This window comes from Photobacterium obscurum (genome assembly GCF_026191635.1).
In the GTDB taxonomy this organism is placed as follows: Bacteria; Pseudomonadota; Gammaproteobacteria; order Enterobacterales; family Vibrionaceae; genus Photobacterium; species Photobacterium obscurum.
In genome coordinates, this window is sequence record NZ_JAKRRW010000002.1 from 119,714 (window position 1) to 137,873 (window position 18,160).

16 protein-coding genes are annotated in these 18,160 nt (G+C 45.1%); 6 read left to right on the top strand and 10 right to left on the bottom strand.

The window, feature by feature from the left end; all coding sequences use genetic code 11:
- The first annotated feature begins 1 nt into the window (after position 1).
- Positions 2-1,078 (top strand): galactose-1-epimerase, encoded by a 1,077-nt coding sequence (gene galM, locus MD588_RS02800; protein ID WP_265695284.1) that lies wholly within the window; start codon positions 2-4, stop codon positions 1,076-1,078.
- Positions 1,079-1,174: 96 nt separating this feature from the next.
- Here the strand turns inward: galM and MD588_RS02805 are convergent, their stop codons facing one another.
- Complete coding sequence (locus MD588_RS02805; RefSeq protein ID WP_265695287.1) at positions 1,175-2,179, bottom strand: substrate-binding domain-containing protein; 1,005 nt, start codon at positions 2,177-2,179, stop codon at positions 1,175-1,177.
- Between the two features lie 210 nt (positions 2,180-2,389).
- Between MD588_RS02805 and MD588_RS02810 the strand changes: the two genes are divergently transcribed.
- The 3 genes from MD588_RS02810 to MD588_RS02820 all read left to right on the top strand — a co-directional run bounded on the left by MD588_RS02810 (position 2,390) and on the right by MD588_RS02820 (position 5,504).
- Positions 2,390-2,722: a tRNA-binding protein gene (locus tag MD588_RS02810; RefSeq protein WP_265695288.1), complete on the top strand. Its 333-nt coding sequence runs from the start codon at positions 2,390-2,392 to the stop codon at positions 2,720-2,722.
- A gap of 439 nt (positions 2,723-3,161) precedes the next feature.
- Entirely contained in the window at positions 3,162-3,533 is a 372-nt protein-coding gene (locus MD588_RS02815; RefSeq protein WP_265695289.1) for a diacylglycerol kinase, read from the top strand.
- A 27-nt stretch (positions 3,534-3,560) separates the two neighbouring features.
- A complete protein-coding gene (locus MD588_RS02820) occupies positions 3,561-5,504 on the top strand; it encodes an LTA synthase family protein (RefSeq protein WP_265695291.1) in 1,944 nt (647 codons plus the stop codon).
- 116 nt (positions 5,505-5,620) lie between these two features.
- On the opposite strand, the gene MD588_RS02825 is transcribed toward MD588_RS02820, so the two are convergent.
- Entirely contained in the window at positions 5,621-6,298 is a 678-nt protein-coding gene (locus MD588_RS02825) for a type 1 glutamine amidotransferase domain-containing protein (RefSeq protein WP_265695292.1), read from the bottom strand.
- Positions 6,299-6,503: 205 nt separating this feature from the next.
- Between MD588_RS02825 and MD588_RS02830 the strand changes: the two genes are divergently transcribed.
- Together MD588_RS02830 and MD588_RS02835 are read left to right on the top strand one after the other, a co-directional pair.
- The gene (locus tag MD588_RS02830; protein WP_265695293.1) at positions 6,504-7,760 is read left to right on the top strand and encodes a DUF5666 domain-containing protein; all 1,257 of its coding nucleotides are present in this window, start codon (positions 6,504-6,506) and stop codon (positions 7,758-7,760) included.
- A gap of 130 nt (positions 7,761-7,890) precedes the next feature.
- On the top strand, positions 7,891-9,087 hold the full coding sequence (locus MD588_RS02835; RefSeq protein ID WP_265695294.1) for an alpha/beta hydrolase family protein: 1,197 nt from the start codon (positions 7,891-7,893) through the stop codon (positions 9,085-9,087).
- A gap of 119 nt (positions 9,088-9,206) precedes the next feature.
- Here the strand turns inward: MD588_RS02835 and torA are convergent, their stop codons facing one another.
- From torA to punC, 8 genes are all read right to left on the bottom strand, one after another.
- Positions 9,207-11,669 (bottom strand): trimethylamine-N-oxide reductase TorA, encoded by a 2,463-nt coding sequence (gene torA / locus MD588_RS02840; protein ID WP_265695296.1) that lies wholly within the window; start codon positions 11,667-11,669, stop codon positions 9,207-9,209.
- 21 nt (positions 11,670-11,690) lie between these two features.
- A complete protein-coding gene (gene torC, locus MD588_RS02845; protein WP_265695297.1) occupies positions 11,691-12,875 on the bottom strand; it encodes a pentaheme c-type cytochrome TorC in 1,185 nt (394 codons plus the stop codon).
- 44 nt (positions 12,876-12,919) lie between these two features.
- The gene (gene torE, locus MD588_RS02850; protein ID WP_265695298.1) at positions 12,920-13,096 is read right to left on the bottom strand and encodes a trimethylamine N-oxide reductase system protein TorE; all 177 of its coding nucleotides are present in this window, start codon (positions 13,094-13,096) and stop codon (positions 12,920-12,922) included.
- Positions 13,097-13,702: 606 nt separating this feature from the next.
- Positions 13,703-14,374 (bottom strand): arginine ABC transporter permease ArtM, encoded by a 672-nt coding sequence (artM, locus tag MD588_RS02855; RefSeq protein WP_265695299.1) that lies wholly within the window; start codon positions 14,372-14,374, stop codon positions 13,703-13,705.
- Positions 14,371-15,060: an arginine ABC transporter permease ArtQ gene (artQ, locus tag MD588_RS02860; protein ID WP_265695300.1), complete on the bottom strand. Its 690-nt coding sequence runs from the start codon at positions 15,058-15,060 to the stop codon at positions 14,371-14,373. The genes artM and artQ overlap by 4 nt, the downstream gene beginning before the upstream one ends.
- A 1-nt stretch (position 15,061) precedes the next feature.
- Entirely contained in the window at positions 15,062-15,793 is a 732-nt protein-coding gene (locus tag MD588_RS02865; RefSeq protein WP_265695302.1) for an arginine ABC transporter substrate-binding protein, read from the bottom strand.
- Between the two features lie 91 nt (positions 15,794-15,884).
- A complete protein-coding gene (gene artP / locus MD588_RS02870) occupies positions 15,885-16,613 on the bottom strand; it encodes an arginine ABC transporter ATP-binding protein ArtP (RefSeq protein ID WP_322784224.1) in 729 nt (242 codons plus the stop codon).
- Between the two features lie 311 nt (positions 16,614-16,924).
- On the bottom strand, positions 16,925-18,133 hold the full coding sequence (gene punC / locus MD588_RS02875; RefSeq protein WP_265695304.1) for a purine nucleoside transporter PunC: 1,209 nt from the start codon (positions 18,131-18,133) through the stop codon (positions 16,925-16,927).
- Between the last annotated feature and the right edge of the window lie 27 nt (positions 18,134-18,160).

Below are 18,160 nucleotides of genomic sequence, written 5' to 3' on the forward strand. Positions count from 1 at the left end.
CATGACTGAGAATAATGTTTTGCATCAGAGTATGACCCAGGAGCCAGCATCAGACGGGAAACCGGCACAGCTGATAACCCTAATTAACCCGAATGGTATGACAGTCACTTTAATGGATATTGGTGCCACATGGTTAAGTTGCTTGGTTCCCGTTGGTCGCGAGTTGCGCGAGGTGTTACTCGGAGTCTCAACGATGGCGCAGTTTAACCAGCAACAGGCTTACTTGGGGGCAACGGTGGGTCGCTATGCCAACCGGATAAACCAAGGAAAGTTTAGCTTCAATGGCGAAAGCTATCAGGTGGCTACAAACCAATTCGAAAACTGTCTACATGGCGGGCCTAATGGGTTTAACCGTCGTCGCTGGAAAGTTGAAACGCAAGATGAGCAGCAAGTTGCCTTCTCACTGACTTCTGAAGATGGCGACCAGGGGTTTCCGGGCACATTATTGGTGACTGTCAGTTACACCTTGACCAACGATAATGCGGTAGAAATTAAATACTATGTAAAGACCGATAAGGCCTGTCCTGTTAACTTAACCAACCATGGTTATTTTAACTTGCAAGGTGACTTGTGCGGCGAGAACTGTCTTGCGCATCGGTTAACCATTGCCGCTGACTATTTTCTGCCAACCGATGACAAAGGGATCCCGAAAGGGGAGTTAAGAGCAGTTGCAAATACCGGCTTTGATTTCCGTGAAGGCAAAAACATTGACGCGGACTTTCTTCAAGATGAAGAGCAACAGCTAGCGTCAGGCTACGATCATTCGTTTTTATTGGCCAGGACATGTAAAGATGCTGAGAATATTGCAGCACGAGCCATATCACCAGATGGCTTGCTAGCAATGGAAGTCTTGACGACCAAGCCGGCTATGCAGCTTTATACCGGAAACTTCCTGGCTGGTTGCCCTAATCGTGAAGGAGGTGAGTATCAGAATTATGCGGGCTTTGCGTTAGAGACTCAGTACTTGCCTGACTCCCCTAACCATCCCGAATGGCCGCAGGAAAGCTGTATATTAATGCCAGAAACGGAGTATGACCACAGCACGGTTTATCGTTTTTCCTCGGCTATAAGCTTCTAGATATAGCTCGAATATTGCTTAAAGCCCTTGTTTATTTGTTGTTGCAAGGGCTTTGATTTTTCGCGAGCTCCCACTATCCTCGAAATCCTTGCTAGATTAACTTGATAGTTTTTCTACTGATAAACGCCTTACCAGTGTGGGTACAAAAATCCGAGTATCATTTTCCACCGACTCATTCTTTGCGAGTTGCAGTGCTAGCGAAGCGGCTTTTTCAGCCATTATCTGGATAGGGTAACGAACGGTGGTTAGCTTGGGGTGGAGGTATTTGGCAATCAAGCCGTCATCAAAACCGATAAGCGACATCTGGTGCGGGGCATCAATGCTGTTTTCATCAAGCACGGACAGCGCGCCCGCCGCCATATAATCGTTATAGGTTGCAATTGCTGTAAGCGGGATATTTTTTGCCAGCAGGTTTGTCATGGCTTGTTCGCCTCCCTGTTCGTCTGGTGTGCCATATTCAACATAACTTTCGCTATGTGGCAGGCCGTAAGCTTTTAGGGCATCGATGTATCCCGCTTTTCGCTGTTCGGTATCTTCAATCTCATGGTTAGAGCAAATGTAACCGATGTGCTGGTGGCCGTGTTTAATCAGATATTCCGTCGCCAGATAAGAGCCCTTATGGTTATCCAGTGCAATACAGCGTTCTGCGATCTCCGGGATAAAGCGATTTATGAGCACCATTCCCGGTACTTCACTTGCAAAATCAATTAGTTCCTTGTTGCTCAGCCCTTTGCTGTGGATGACAAGTGACTCACAGCGGCTGTTGATCAGCAACTCGATAGCCTCTCGCTCAGTATTGGCATTGTGGTAGCCATTTCCGATGAGTATATGTTTACCATGACTACGGCCAATTTTATCGACAGCTTTAAGCATCGAGCCAAAGAAGGGATCGGAAACATCACCGACCAGCACGCCCATGGTGTTGGTTGATTGGCTAACCAGAGCCCTCGCATTCGCATTGGGACGATACCCCAGTTTACTCATCGCAGCCGTTACGGATTCAATTGAAGCTTTACTGGCTTTGGGGGATTTATTGATAACGCGCGACACGGTCGCAACGGATACGCCAGCTTCTTTTGCGACGTCCTTGATGGTTGCCATTATTACCTCGGTACAGACAGCTGGTATCAGCCATTGTTAGCAAGTCTGCTATTTAACAATGGTAGTGAAAATAACGCAATTATTACCATCGTGAACATTAGCAAATGAGACTTAGATCCCTTGTAAATCATGGCCTGGTTGATATTGTAATCGTTAACAGTAAAGTTTAGTAAAACTTTTATTTGATGCAGTAAGAACAAGGAGATGAAGGTGAGTACTATTTCATACGGAGACTTTGCCAAGCTAGATATCCGGGTTGGTAAAATTATCGAAGTCGCACGCCATCAAAATGCAGATAAGCTTTATATTGTTCAGATAGATATTGGTGAGAAGACATTGCAAACCGTAACGAGTCTTGTGCCTTACTACACTGAAGAAGAACTGATGGGTAAGCAAGTTGTGGTACTAGTCAACTTGGCAAAAGCGAAAATGCGGGGTGAGACATCTGAATGCATGCTGCTTTGTGCCGAAACGGACGACGAGTCTGAAAGCGTCTTATTAACGCCAGAGCGTTTGATGTCGTCTGGGGTTCGTGTTGTTTAACTTCTAAACAGCAACGACATGTAACACTATATTGCGTGACAGATCCAATCTTGGTCTGTCATGTTTGTATTTAACTTCAAGCCATGTTTTCGCTTTTCTAGCTCATTTCTTGAGTCTGCTTTTACTTTTATAAGTATTGTCCTATTTTAGTTCGATTATGTGAACTGAATCGCTCGTTTTTTGAACGATAGTGAGGCGGTAAACTATATTTAAAATTCTATTCGCCCCATACATTTCATTACAAACAAGTACATAGAAATAAATTAGCCCATGGCTGAGTTTTTTATATGTGTATAATTGCATCTTTCTGCTTCTATATTTATGAAATATAATATCGACAGGGAAATAAATAAGTATATTCATCGGAACTTTTTAATTATTACTCACCCTAATAATTTCATATTTACCTTTGATATTCGTTTTAAACGAAAGGTGTCGTGTGAACAACAAGCAAAAAGGACTTGTACGTCTATTATATGCAACAAAATACTCCTGGTTGGGTTTATGCGCCGCTTGGCGTTGTGAAGCCGCGTTTCGGCAAGAGCTTATTGCACTTTGTATATTGTCGCCTATAGCGTTGTTGCTGCCGGTTAGTGGGCTGGAGAAACTTCTGCTTATTGGCGTGGTAATGGCTGTTATTATTGTTGAACTGCTTAATTCAGCCGTAGAAGCTGTCGTAGATCGGATTGGATCTGAATACCACGAACTTTCAGGACAAGCTAAAGATATGGGGTCTGCAGCTGTCCTATTAACTCTTATTATGGCGATATCAACCTGGTTGTATATTGTTTTTTCAAATGTAGTTCTTTAATTACTGATTTATATACAGGAAGTAACAATGACAGCTTCTGTCAAAAAAAGGCTGGGTGTCTTATACCCAATCTTTACAACAATAATAATTTCTCTTTTTATTCTTACCTTATCTCGAATTGGATTAGCCTTATGGCAAGGAGAGCGAGTAACTGATGCCAATGGATGGTTAAAAATCATTCTCAGTGGCGTTCGAATCGATCTTGCGACATTAAGCTATCTGCTGATTTTACCAGGGCTATTAACTTGTTTATTAGCCGCAAACAATATAATTGGAAAAGCTTGGCTCTTTATTTTAAGGGTATGGATAGTGTTAGGCCTTTGGTTTTTGGTCTATATGGAAGCGGCAACTCCTTCATTTATCATGGAGTATGATGTTCGGCCAAACCGTTTGTTTATTGAGTACCTGATTTATCCCAAAGAAGTGTTTGGTATGCTTTGGAGCGGATATAAATTGGAGTTGTTTCTTGGTGCGCTGATCAGTTCTGCAACCCTATATTGGGGCTGGAAACTTACCCATCATTTAGTAACGGGTTTGACCTTCCCTCGAAAACGCTGGCGTATAGTATTGGCTATGCTGGTAGTGGTGACTGGTGTGATGGGGGCACGATCGTCGCTTGGACATCGCCCGCTTAACCCGGCAATGGTTGCCTTTTCAACTGATCCGCTGATCAATGATCTCACTTTAAATTCATCTTACTCGATGGTCTTTGCTGCTAAGCAGATGGGCTCGGAAGACAGCGCTCTTAAATACTACGGTAAGATGGACACCAGTGAAATTGTCGATCTGGTTCGAGAATCCACCGGTAGAGACAGTGCTGAATTTACATCAAGCTCAGTACCAACTATGGCCTATCATGAATCGACATATAAAGGTAAGCCTAAAAATCTGGTTATTCTGCTGCAAGAGAGTCTAGGTGCCAGGTATGTCGGCGCGTTAGGTGGGTTACCGTTAACCCCGAACCTCGATTCACTGATGCAGGAAGGCTGGAACTTTAACCGTATGTATGCCACAGGTACCCGTTCTGTTCGTGGTATTGAAGCGGTAGTAACCGGGTTTTCACCAACACCATCACGTGCTGTTGTAAAACTAGGCAAGAGTCAAACCAATTTCTTTACGATTGCCGATTTGCTTAAAGATAAGGGGTATCACACCCAGTTTGTTTACGGTGGAGAGAGCCATTTCGATAATATGAAGAGCTTTTTCCTCGGCAATGGCTTCACTGATATGCAGGATTTCCCAACCTTTGATAATCCGACATTTGTGGGCGCTTGGGGGGCATCAGATGAAGATCTTTACCAAAAAGCGCATAAGCAATTCACGAAATTAAACGCTCAAGATCAGCCGTTCTTTAGTTTAGTGTTCACGTCGTCAAACCATAGTCCTTACGACTATCCTGATGGACGAATCGAACCGTATAATGCGCCGAAACAAACACGAGAAAATGCGGCCAAATATTCCGACTATGCTTTAGGTGAATTCTTTAAGCAGGCGAAACAGTCTTCATATTGGGATGATACGATTTTTGTCGTGGTTGCCGATCATGACTCTCGTGCTTACGGTAACCAACTTGTGCCTATTGATCACTTCCGTATTCCGGCGGTGATCATTGGTGAGGGGATCACTCCTAAACAGGATAAGCGCCTAACCAGCCAGATTGATTTACCGCCAACACTGTTGTCTCTTATTGGCGTAAGCAGTTACAACCCGATGATTGGGCATGATTTGACCAAGGATATCGACAACAAGAAATTGCGTGTAATGATGCAATTCTACAAGAACTTTGCCTGGATGGATAACAATAATGATGTTGTTGTGTTTCAGCCAGATAAAGCTCCCCAAGGTTTTTATTATGATGAAGGGACGACTGAATTGCGCGATCGTGAGGTTCCTCAGTCGATGATCAAAATGGCTAAGGCGAATGCCCTGTGGGGCAGCCTTGCTTACAAGGAAAACTTATACCGACGTTAACATCGGATCATTTTTCAAAGCAGGGTAGGCGAAATGCCTGCCCTGCAATATGGCTTTTTCTGCAATAAAAAAACTACCATTTCATGGGTTGATACCTGCACTAGTTCCCCCCGTATTTACATCAAAAGTAGATCACAGACTGCCTCGCCGACACCTGCTGCGGATTGCGGGTTTTGCCCGGTAACGAGCCGATCATCGACGACCACATTGGCGGACCAGGCCGGTAGTTCGACATAGTGTGCACCTGCGATCATCAATTCATCCTGTAACGAGAAGGGGACGATATCAGTTAGCTGTACCGCACTTTCTTCGGCATTACTAAAGGCGGTCACTCGCTTATCATCAATAAGAAGACGACCATCGGATAGCTTAATATTGATCAGGGCGGCAGGCCCATGGCAGATGGCAGCAACAATACCACCTTGTTCGTAAATAGCGGCAGCTGCGTCTTGCACATCAGGATCGTTAGGAAAATCCCACATAGTACCGTGCCCGCCTGCAAAAATAATGGCCTGATAATCGGCAGGCTCTATATCATCCAGTGACTTGCTATTTTTAAGGGCATCAATTAGTTCAGGCGTTGCCATGAAACGTACGTTACGTTTATCTTCTTCATCCCAACTTCGCGGATCAACGGGCGTTTCTCCTCCCTGAATCGAGACTATTTCAACCTCAATGCCACGATCGACGATAGCGTAGTAGGGGTGGGTGAGTTCAGATAGCCAGAAGCCTGTTTTTTCATCGGTTTCACCCATCTGTGAGTGACTGGTTAATACAATTAATGCTTTAGGCATATGTAAAACTCCTCAAAATAGGCGCGATGTACCAGCATACGGGTTTCAGGCCGCTTCAATAGTTTAGTTTTTTTTCAGCATTTCATTGTTGGCATTAGTCGAGATATTTTTATCGTGTCTTATTTTGGAGTCTGATGAAATAAATTGGATTAGCTAGAATCTAGCCACATATTCGTTGCTGTTAACACTTAGAATTGGTGGTTATATGAAAGCATTGATGTATGCGGTGATGTGTTGCGGTTTGTTCGTGGGTTGCGGTGGTGATAGCTCTGATTCTTCCAGTGGCGGAAGTAATGGCGCAGTCTCTAAGACAAATGGCACGGTAGATCGGGTCTCATACACTGAGTCGGTCATTGGCCTTAATGGACGTAGTCTCGATGCATCATTGGCGGAAGTTAGTTATGACGATAATGAGTATGGTTTTGATAAGGTAACAGTTGGTATGACTGTTGAAGTTAGCTATTCCGATGGCAATGCGCAACGTATTGTTTTGGAGCCAACGGTTACTGGGCAAATCTCATCTTTGTCCGCCGATCAGATTACTGTTAACGGTTTAACCTTTAACTATTCATCGAATGGCTTAGCTGTTGGGGACTGGGTACTAGTGTTTGCCAGAATGCACCCTGACGGTAGCTGGGAAACAACCTCAATTAATAAAGTTGATGCGCTATCTAGTGCTGAAATTGAAGGCAGTCTAAGTGGGTTGGATAGTACATTGAGTACTTTCATACTTGGTACAGTTACTGTTGAGTTCGATAATGCAAGTGTTGAAGATAGTCGTCAGCTAGTAAATGGGATGTGGGTTGAGGTTTTCGGTCAGTTCGTTGATGGACGTTTTGTTGCTTCAGTTATTGATATTAAAGATAACGATGACTTTGAAGGGCTGGAATTGGAAGGGATTGTGACTTGGGTTAGTGAAGATAAATCACTCTTTGAGGTCGCCGGTCATTTAATTATTACGGTCGATGACAGTACCGTGTTTGATGATGGTAACAGGGAAAGTTTACTTAGCGGTGCAATAGTTGAATTAGAACTTGAGCAATCAGGAGATAGCTTGGTTGCAACTAGAGTCGACTTCGAAGCACAACTTGATACACCCGATAACTTTGAATTTAAAGTGGAAGGCGAAGCGGCTTATCTCAATGGTGAATTGTCGATTAACGGGATTGCATTTGAGATTATGGCTAACACGCAGTTTGATGATGGCTTAACGGTAGGCACTCTCAATGGAAGCTGGCTGGAACTCGTTGGTAAACAACGAGGTGGGCAAAATGTACTGAAAGAAATAGAACTCGAAGAAAGAGACAACGAGATCAGCCTTGAGGGGCTAGTTGAAAATAATACGATGTGGGGATATATGTCTTCAGATAGTTCCCTGGCGACATTCAACGGACAGTGGGTTGATATAGAGTGTCAACGAAATGGTGACGATTTGACCCTTTGTCGTTTAGACCCTGACTAAAGGACTGTGAACCCAGACGCATTTTAAATCTGTAAATATCTGGATGAGCACTGAAAGCAGAAAACACCTTGTATTCGTTTGGCAACCAATATCAAATATTTCTATCTATATGAACAATAAGGAATAAGTGATGAAATGGTTGTTTCGAATCGGGAGCGGTTTGTTCTGCTTAGTGGTGCTATTAGCGGGAGTGGTGCTGTTGTTACCAGCCCCGGAAAGGCCGAAGCCGGATGGCGCCTACAAGGTGGGGACTACTGAGTTTGAAGTCACCGAGGGCGAGCAGTTTGTTCATGTCACGGCCTGGTATCCTGCCAGCGCAAGTGCTGATGGTGAACGGTTACCCTATATGCCAGCTTACCTGGCTGAAGCATTAGGCGCGCAACAGGGTTTCCCGGGGGCGCTAATGACGGATGAGCGTCCTACAGAATCTATTATTAATGCTAAGGTGCTGGCCGGGCAACATCCTGTACTTCTCTTCAATCACGGTTATGGCTCCTTTGCCCAGCAAAGTTTGACTAATATGGAGCAGTTAGCGAGCCATGGTTTTGTCGTATTGGCATTGGGCCACCCAGGTCATAGCCTGATTGTTAAGCGGCTCAATGGCGAGTTAGTGCCTCAGCAGGACAGTGTTGCTATCAGCGCTGACGATTTCGATGTTGAAACCGCAACAGAAATGTCGATACATCTTGAACAACTACGTCAAAGTCAATCTTTGGCGGAATGGCAGCAAAAAGCGCAGCAGTATGAGCGCGCCATTATGAGCAAGGCTGTCATCAATTTCCAGCCATGGCTGAAGAACAATCAGCTGTTACTTGATGCGCTGCCAGATATTGCCAGTGGCAATCAACCGACGCTGTTAACAGGACATCTGGATCTCGACAAGTTAGCCGCGTTGGGGCATTCATTCGGCGGTGCAGTGGCTTCTCATTTAGCGATGAATGACGAGCGAGTGAAAGCCGGTCTGAACCTTGATGGTCAGCACTTCTCCTTCTCTGTTAATCCAGCAAGCAGTGCACCAGTATGCTTTGCCTATTCCACTGAAAATCAGCTAGAAGGCATTAACCATGATTATTCATGGATTAATCAGCAGGTGGCAATAGCGAACTCAGAAGGTGGCTGCGAGGTGGTATTTACGGGGGCCGGGCATATGAATTTTAGCGATCTTAACCACCTGCCGCCACTGAAGTACGCTGGTATTCTCGGTAGTATTGACTCAGCAGTGATGCATAGTGCAAGTAATGCCTTGTCGGTGGGATTTTTTAATCACCACCTGAGAGAAGGCCAAGCGCTGCGTGTGCCCGAAGGGGTTGATTTGCGTCATTATTGAGCGGCATAAAAAAGCCCGGTTGCTGACGACTAGTCAGAACCGGGCTTTGAAATTATTGATGTATTTTTCACGAGAAGCCGAAGGGGGAGGGCTTCTCGCTAGATTTACCTTATTGGTGTTTACTTAACTTCCAGCGGGCCACCGAATGAGGTCACCGGTGGTACTTTGCCCGTAAACTTCTCGAAGTTAACCAGACAGGTGTTAGCACTGGTTGCCTGAGCCAACTCTGAAGATGGAATATCCTGAGTCAGGGTATTTGGATCACCATAGGTATCAATTGCGCCGACTTTTTCGTTAAGCGGGCCATACCAGGCACCCTCTTCGATACGGATCACGCCGCGCGCATAGCTGTCGGTAAGCACCGCCCCTGCCAGAAGCTGACCTCGGTCATTAAATACACGAACCAAATCGCCATCTTTAATACCTTTTTCTGCCGCATCTTTAGGGTTGATGTAAACCGGCTCACGTCCTTTAACAGCATACGTTGCACGGTATTCTTCCGACTCACACATCTGAGAGTGCAGGCGCTTGTCAGGGTGGCAAGACTGCATCCAGAACGGGTGTTTCTTCGAACCTGGACCACCGTGGGAACGCTCACTCTTCTCAAACCACATTGGGTGGCCCTGACAGTGTTCGTAGCCGAAACGGTCGATCTTGCGGCTGGAAATTTCAATGAAGCCAGATGGCGTACCCAATGCATTGATTTCCGGATCTTCACGGAAGTCTGCGTGGCGTACCCATGGTTTGCCTTCACCGAAATCAAGCACACCTTTTGCCCAGAACTCATCAAATTCCGGCATATCGAATTTGGCTTTGTTCGCTTCGCGACAGTCAGCATACAGTGAACGTACCCACTCCATTTCATCCATACCACGGGTGTATTCTTTGTGGCGCCCGAAACGGCGAGACAGCTCGGTAAAGATTTCGAAATCGGTCTTGGACTGATACAGCGGATCGACCAGTTTATGCATAGCAATAAGGCCACGGCCACTGTATGAACCGTAAACATCGATATCGTTTCGTTCGAACTGGGTACAGGCCGGAAGCACGATATCGGAGAAACGACACGTTGCTGTCCAGGCGAAATCAACGGTAACCACAGTTTGCAGCTTCTGGAAAGCCTGCTTCATACGGTTACGATCCTGGTGGTGGTGCCAAGGGTTGTTGCCGCTGATCACCATCATCTTGTAGTCAGGCAAAATGACTTTAGAACCGTTGTATTTGATTTCTTTACCCGGCTCAAGCAGACAGTCTACCCAACGTGCAACAGGAATCGTTCGGCTATAGCCATTGAAGTCGTTGTTGTCCCATTTCGGCTTCTGGCCTTGGTCAACGTTACGCGGGAAACCACCCGGTGCCGCAAAGCCGGTAGAAGGTACACCGATAGAGCTATAGTGGTGGCCGTAAGAGACGCCACCGCCCGGCAGGCCAATCTGACCAACCATTGCCGCGATAACAGCACCCATCCAGTATGGCTGTTCACCGTGCTCCTGACGCTGGATACACCAGCCAAATAGGATCTGGGTACGGCCATTGACCAGCATGCGGGCAAATTCACGGATCTTGTCTGCTTCAACACCACAGATCTCAGCAGCCCATTCAGGCGTTTTCTCGATCTTGTCTTTGCTCTCACCCATGAAGTAAGGCACAAACTCATCAAAGCCTAGGCAGTAAGTTTTGATGAACTCTTTGTCGTATAGATCTTCGGTGTACAGGGTATGCGCAACGGCAAGCATGAAGGCCACGTCCGTTTGCGGGTTAATGTACATGTGGTCGTTACCTAGGTAACGCTGGGTTTTGTTCTTGACCGGGTCAACAGAGAGAACATTGATCTCACCGTTGGCAACTTTCTCTTTTAGCTTCTCAAGGTAAGCATATGACTCGTGGGTTTCACAGTTCCAGCCAACCTGCAGGTTTTTCACTGGATCCGTTGCCCACAATACAATGTTCTTACTGTGATCAATAATTTCAGACCAAGATGTACCTTGCGCATAAACCTCAGTAGAACCTAATACGTAAGGAAGGATCGTCTGGCCCGCACCGGTAGAGTAGTCGCCGACCTTGGTAATGAAGTTACCGTGCATGCCAACAGCACGCTGCATGTGGCTGGTACAGCTATGGAACTGACCAGTTTGACGCCAGCCGGTTTGACCGGCATGCAAAGCCCATGGTCCGTAGTCTTTCTGTACACGCTCTAGCTCACGATAGAATAGATCTAGAGCCTCATCCCAAGTCACACGGATGAAACGGTTATTACCGCGTGTTTCGCCGCTGTATTTATGTTTTTTCAGCCAGTCTAGACGCACCATTGGGTAACGAACACGTGAAGGGCTGTAGATAATCCCCTTAATACCGTTAAGCATTTCAGTCGGGTGTTTATCCATTTCTAACGGCTTGATCTCTTGTACTTTACCAGCGTAAACATTCGCGCGGAATGCACCCCAGTGAGAACCTGAGACTTTCCAGCTACCGGTGGTTTCGGCGGCATTCACTTTGGCTGAAGCCAGCAGGCTTGGTCCAATGACAGAGACAGCGCTGGTGGTTGCCAGGCCTTTAAGAAAACTTCTTCTGCTAACAGACATACTTAATTACTCCATCAATTCTTAGTGGTGGCCGTCAGAAAAATCTGAGGAATGCTTCTGAAGGTACTTCAGTACCAGTGCTTTACTGTCGGTATCGAAGTTAACAAATGCCATCATGCCGTTGAACATCCCAGGCCAGGTGTTGGCGTCAAAATGCGCTTCATCTGGTTGGGTGTGACACACAGAGCAGTTGGTTTGGTAAGACTGTTTCGCTTGTTCCCAAATTGGCTGAACATCGTCAAGCAGGGCTTCTTTCTTCATCCAAAGCTTGGCAGTAACACGTTGCCATGGCAGACCAGTCAGGTCGTCTTCTTTACGTTCGAATTTCTCGATAATTTGATCATTGGTTGAAGACTCTTTAAGTAGAGAGGCAACAGCAATGTTCATACCAAAGTCTTCTTGGATTACGCGGCCAAAGCCTTTGTCTTTACGCCAGCCAGAAACTTCAACTTGAATTGCATCACCGGCTTGGTCGATAACTTTCACTGAAGATGCTGGGTTTAGCAGGCCAGCTTCATTTGCCAGGCTTTTGTCTTCATATAGCGGTAGGTGGCGTACGCTGATGTACTCTTCGCCATTAGTAAACTTGGTGTTAGAAGCTAGCTGTTCAAGCTCGGCAATCATGCCGCCAGTGCTGTCCATGTTCTTCGGCAGGTTATGCGCAATGCCTTTATGACAGTCGATACAGCTCTGATCACGCTCTGCGGCCTGCTTCATTTGGATACGAGCAGTAGGGCGCATCTCATCGAAGTTCATACTTTCGTAGTCATGACAGTTTTTACATTCAAGCGACTTGTTGGCAGAGAAACGATCCCATTCATGCTGGGCAAGGGTAATTCGGCGTTCTTCGAATTTTTCACGGGTGTCTAAATCACCAAAGAGTTGGGCGAACACTTCTTTACTTGCCTGCATTTTACGGGCGATTTTCGCTGTCCAATCGTGTGGTACGTGACAATCTGGGCAGGTTGCACGAACACCTGAGTTGTTTTTCCAGTGAACCGTTTCTTGTAGTTCCTGGTAGACGTTATTTTCCATGGTGTGGCAGCCAATACAGAACTCTTCGGTGTTGGTTGCTTCCAGCGCGGTATTGAACCCACCCCAGAAAATAATCCCTGCAAGGAATCCGCCGAGTGTCAGAACACCAAGGCTGATATGGACACTTGGACGCGACAATGTCCGCCAAGTTTTAACTATAAATGATTTCATGTTGCGTTCTCTTATTGTTGATTCTGGTTAATGACGTGTAGGGATCAGCCACCGTGGCCTGGAGGACCAAGGAAAAATACCTGCATCATCCAAATGAAGAACCCGTATCCGCCGACTGTCATTACACTGAGAACCGGAAAGAGAACGACGGTAATTAAAAAGAACGTTCGCCACTCAAGCTTCTGCTTGTCTTGGCCAGCTGTGCTAATGCCATTGTTCATAGAGCTACCTGCATATTAATTAGTTGAACAAAAAACAAAGAGGAAATTTAACAATTCTATTTTTATAAAGATCATAAAATATATTTTTGGGCTTATTCAATTGGCTTGATGGTATTAATATATTTATTCGTTGTGTTTTTTGATCTTCAACGGAAAGATGAATGGCAATAATAGAATTATATTCAGTTGTTTTATTTTATTAATATTTATTAATAGAATTTAAGGCAGGGTTTGGCTGTTGATTTGTTGCTCGTTAGTTGTATTTGTTATCTTTTTGTTGTCATAATGTTTGTTTGTCATTTCTCGATACGCTGTTTATCAAAAGTATCGTTATGCCTTGTTGATGTTATAAGTTTGATGGATATTTCCAATTACCATAAAGAGGTAATTAATTTTTAATGATCTGTTTCAAAAAACGGATTTAGTAATAACTGTTAATAAGTGTGAGTGTGCATATTTAAGAGAATAACGGCCCCATAAACAAGATTGATTCCTATTTGTGTGAGAGGATATTTTGAAAAATACTTTATTGATTAAGTTAAAAAATAAAGCCAGCAACAACTGTTACTGGCAAGGAAATAACACAAAGAACAAAGTAGGGAAAGATTAATGGGCTACTTCAAAAGCCAGTGCTTTCTTTTCTACCTGACGGAATAATAGGGTCAAAATACCGTTTACCGCTAAATAGAACAGGCCTGCAATGCTAAATACCATGAGTGTGTCATAGGTTTGTGCATTAATACGCTGTGCATAGCCCATGATATCCATGATGGTGATGGTACTCGCAAGTGACGTGCCCTTAAATACCAGGATGACCTCATTGGAGTACGCAGGAACAGCACGACGGATTGCATAGGGAAGCAATACACCCAGTGTATTTTTTTTGTTCATTCCCAAGGCCCTGCATGCTTGCCATTGACCTGACGGGATAGCGTTGAAGGCCCCCTTAAACAGTTGGGTACTGTAGGCTGCTGTATTTAAGGCTAGGGCTAGCATCGCACAGAACCATGGCTGGCTGAGCCAGTTCCACAGAATACTCTCGCGCACAGAGTCAAACTGCCCGGGTCCGTAGTAGATCAAAAAGATTTGTACCAATAACGGAGTCCCGGTAAACAGGGTAATTAAACCTCGACTAAGCCAATGTAAGAAAGGGATGCGTAAAATCAAGGTGATGGTCATCAATAGTGCCAGTATGCAGCCGACCAATAGGGAAACAAGCGTTAATTCTATGCTCGTTGTGAGGCCTTCCAGTAGCTGCCAGACATGTTGTTCATTCATGCAGAGGTTCCTTGATTATGACTTAGGCCCTGAACACTAAATTTATTGTCGAGCATTTTTACCGCTCTCTGGGTTAGGAGAGTGATCACCAGATAAATTACAGCAGCGCTTGCATACCAGGTAAAGCTCTCGTGCGTTGCGGCGGCTGTTAGCTGTGCCTGTTTGAGTAGATCAGTAACACCGATTAAAGAGACGAGTGCAGTATCTTTCAATAGAACCAGCCACTGGTTGGTTAACCCTGGCAGAGCATGGCGGATTGCTTGTGGTAGTACGATTCGGGTAAATGCCCTAAGCTTGCTGATCCCAAGTGCGCTTGCCGCTTCACGCTGCCCCTTGGGAACAGCTTTTAATGCCCCACGTAGTGTTTGCGCAGCATAGGCCGCAAAGATTAGTGAAAGCGCAATAACCCCAGAAAGAAACGGACTGACTTCGACATAATCCCCGGTGATAATAAACAGCACTTGAGTCGAGCCGAAAAAAATAAACAACACCACAAGCAGCTCAGGTAAACCACGTAGTACGGTAACCAATGCTGTGGTTGGCCATGAGATAAAGCGGTGGCGGGACATTTCACCACTTGCAAATATAACCGCTAACACCAAACCAACAAGTAGGCTGGCAAAAGCGAGCTGGACTGTCATCCAGCTCGCTTCTGCCAGTGTTAGTGCATAACCAGATAGAGCCATATTACTTACCGAAATACTTATCGAAGATCACTTGGTATTCACCGTTTGCTTTAACTGTCTTCAGTGCAGCATTGAGCTTGTCTACCAATTCCTGGTTGTTTTTGTTCACGGCAATACCAAAGCCGTTACCGAAGTACTTGGCATTGGTTACTTGCTCACCGACATAAGTTAGCGTGTTATTTTTCTTGAACCATTCGGCTACGACAGCGGTATCACCGAAGACTGAGTCGATACGGCCATTTTGCATATCGATGAAAGCATCTTGGTAGCTGGCATAAGGAACCGCTGTGACACCTTCCATTTGTTCTGTTAGGTAGCTCTGGTGAGTCGAACCGTTCTGCACACCCACACGCTTGCCGCTTAGTGCAGCTTGATCGGCAACTTTGCCTTCAATGGCCACAAATGCAGCCGAGTTGTCATAGTAGGCATGAGTAAAATTCACTTGCTGCAGACGTTGTTCGGTAATATCAATGCCTGAAATGGCAGCATCATAACGGCGGAATTTCAGAGCGGGGATCAGGCTATCAAAAGGCTGGTTATGGAATGAACATTTAGCCTCGATTTCCTTACATAGAGCATTGGCGAGATCAACATCAAAGCCCTGAATCTGGTTGTTCTCATCAACATACTCAAAAGGGGCGTAGGTAGCTTCCATGGCAAACTTGATATCTTCTTGAGCCGCTGCATTAGTTGAAGCGAGGCCAATTAGGGAAGCCAATAAGATTTTTTTCATCGCAATACTCCGTGCGTCACTGTTCCCTGTATCGATCTATGCTGGATTGATACAGAGGGTATGAGGTTGTTAGATAATATAAAAAGTTAAATTAGTGAGTGAGATACTCGGCAAATTCCTGCGTAGCGGGATTGACGAAGGCTTCTCTGCTACCGTGCTCCACGATTCGACCTTGCTCTAGGTAGAGAACGTGGCTGGCAATTTTTTTGGCGAAATCGACTTCATGGGTAACCACGACCTGGGTAATGCCGGTTTCACTTAATTGGTTGATGATCTTTACGATCTGGTTGGTGATCTCGGGATCCAGTGCTGCAGTTGGCTCATCAAAAAGCAAAACATCAGGCTTCATCATGAGGGCGCGTGCAATGGCGACACGCTGCTGCTGTCCGCCAGATAACTGCATCGGCCATGAATCAATTTTGTCAGCCAACTGAAGTGTTGAAAGAATGGCAATAGCTTCTTTCTTCGCGTCTTCTTTATTTATGCCAGCAACCTTGACTGGCGCCTCGATGAGGTTTTCCAATACCGTCAAATGGGGCCAAAGATTGTATTGCTGAAAAACCATACCGACCTTACGACGTAGTTTCAGCCCGTCTTTTTCTTGGATAGTTGCGCTAAAGTCAAAGTCTTCTTTGGCAATGTGTAACTCACCGCTGCTTGCGGTTTCAAGTAAGTTCAGAATCCGTAGTAATGAGCTCTTACCTGCACCACTTGGCCCAAGTAGCACCAAGGTATCGCCCTTATTACAAGTGAAGTTCACATTATGAAGAACCTGCGTCGTTCCGTAGAATTTATTAATACCGCTTACTTGAATACTCATGCTGACATACTGCATTAATCGTTACTGGATTTTTATATTACCCAAAGTGAGATCTTATGCAAGAAAAACGTATAAATAATTCATTGTGTTGCATTTTTGTTTATTAATTGTTCCGTTGCTGGGGTTTACTACTGGTAAAACCAGTGCTTTATCTTGGGTTTGTTAAGAAAAGGCAGGGTGGTAGATTGTGGGAAATTATGAGAAATGAGATTTTAGTCAGACTGACATGGCTAAAATAAAGCATAAATAACGCGAAATAAAAAAGGCTGCCATATGGCAGCCTTAATTATCTATGCATTTTTCATTTGAAATTATGCGGTTTGAGCGTGCTGCAGCGTCTGACGACGAGCCTTAACGACCAGCGCGTAACCTGTTAGAGCCACAAAGCCAGTTGCAAACATGGTTGTTGTTACTGTCAGCAGGCCGTGCGCGGCGAATGCTGAAACTAAGCCACTTGCTGCGAAACATACCATGGTCTGCAGGAAGTTCAGTAATCCTGCTGCTGTTGCACTACAGCTCTTAAAGTCTTCCAGTGCTTTACTGATGATGATTGGATAGATAGCACCATTAGCAACAGCCAAGAAACAGAATGGTACCAGGATTGGCCAGATGGTCTTAGGTTCAGTGTTGACTGAAATAAGGAACATAACCGTCACGCTAGCTAAAAATAGCTTAAGGATCCACGGTAGGATTTGTTGGCTGTCATACTTGCTTAGCAAGGTACGGCAACCGTAGCCACCAATAATAAAGGCAACAGTTTGAGGCGCATAGCTGAGGCCGATATCAGAGCCTGAGTAACCCATTGCTGACATCACGAACGGTGAACCAGTCAGGTAAGCAAAGAAAGCTGCTGAACAGGCAGCAAAAATCATCATATTGCCGACGAATTTTTTTGAACTCAGAATCTGTTGATAGTCACGACGCAACTGAGTGCTTATTTTTTCTTGTTTTGTGTCTAATTTTGCACTTTCAGGCTCTTTCAGTGTCATAATGGACAAAACTGCACCAAAACCAACTAGAGCGACAAAGATGCTGCGCCAACCGAATTGGTGTTCAAGCAGGGCGCCTGCAAGAGGGGCTAGTGCTGGTGACAGAGCAACAAGTGGCATAATTGTTGCGAAAACACGTTCTGAGACTTTGCCTTCGTAGCGATCAACGACGACTGCTTGCCAAATAACTGTTGCACTACAAGCACCTAGAGCTTGAGCGAATCGTGCAATTAGTAATAGCTCAACGTTGGGAGCGAATGCACATAGCACTGATGCAATGCTAAATAATGTCATACCACCCATTAGTACTTTGATACGACCAATACGATCAGACAGTGGACCGTAGACCAATTGGCCCATAGCCATACCCAATAGGAAAATACTTAAAGACAAACCTATAAGTGACTGTGATGTATCGAAATCTGTCCGCATTGTTTCAAAAGCAGGCAGATACATGTCTGTTGCGAGATAACCCAGCATACTTAGGCATGCAAACCATAGAAGAGTGATGTTTGAAGGTTGTTTGTTCATAAAGGTGTCTTTCTCTGTATTACTTTG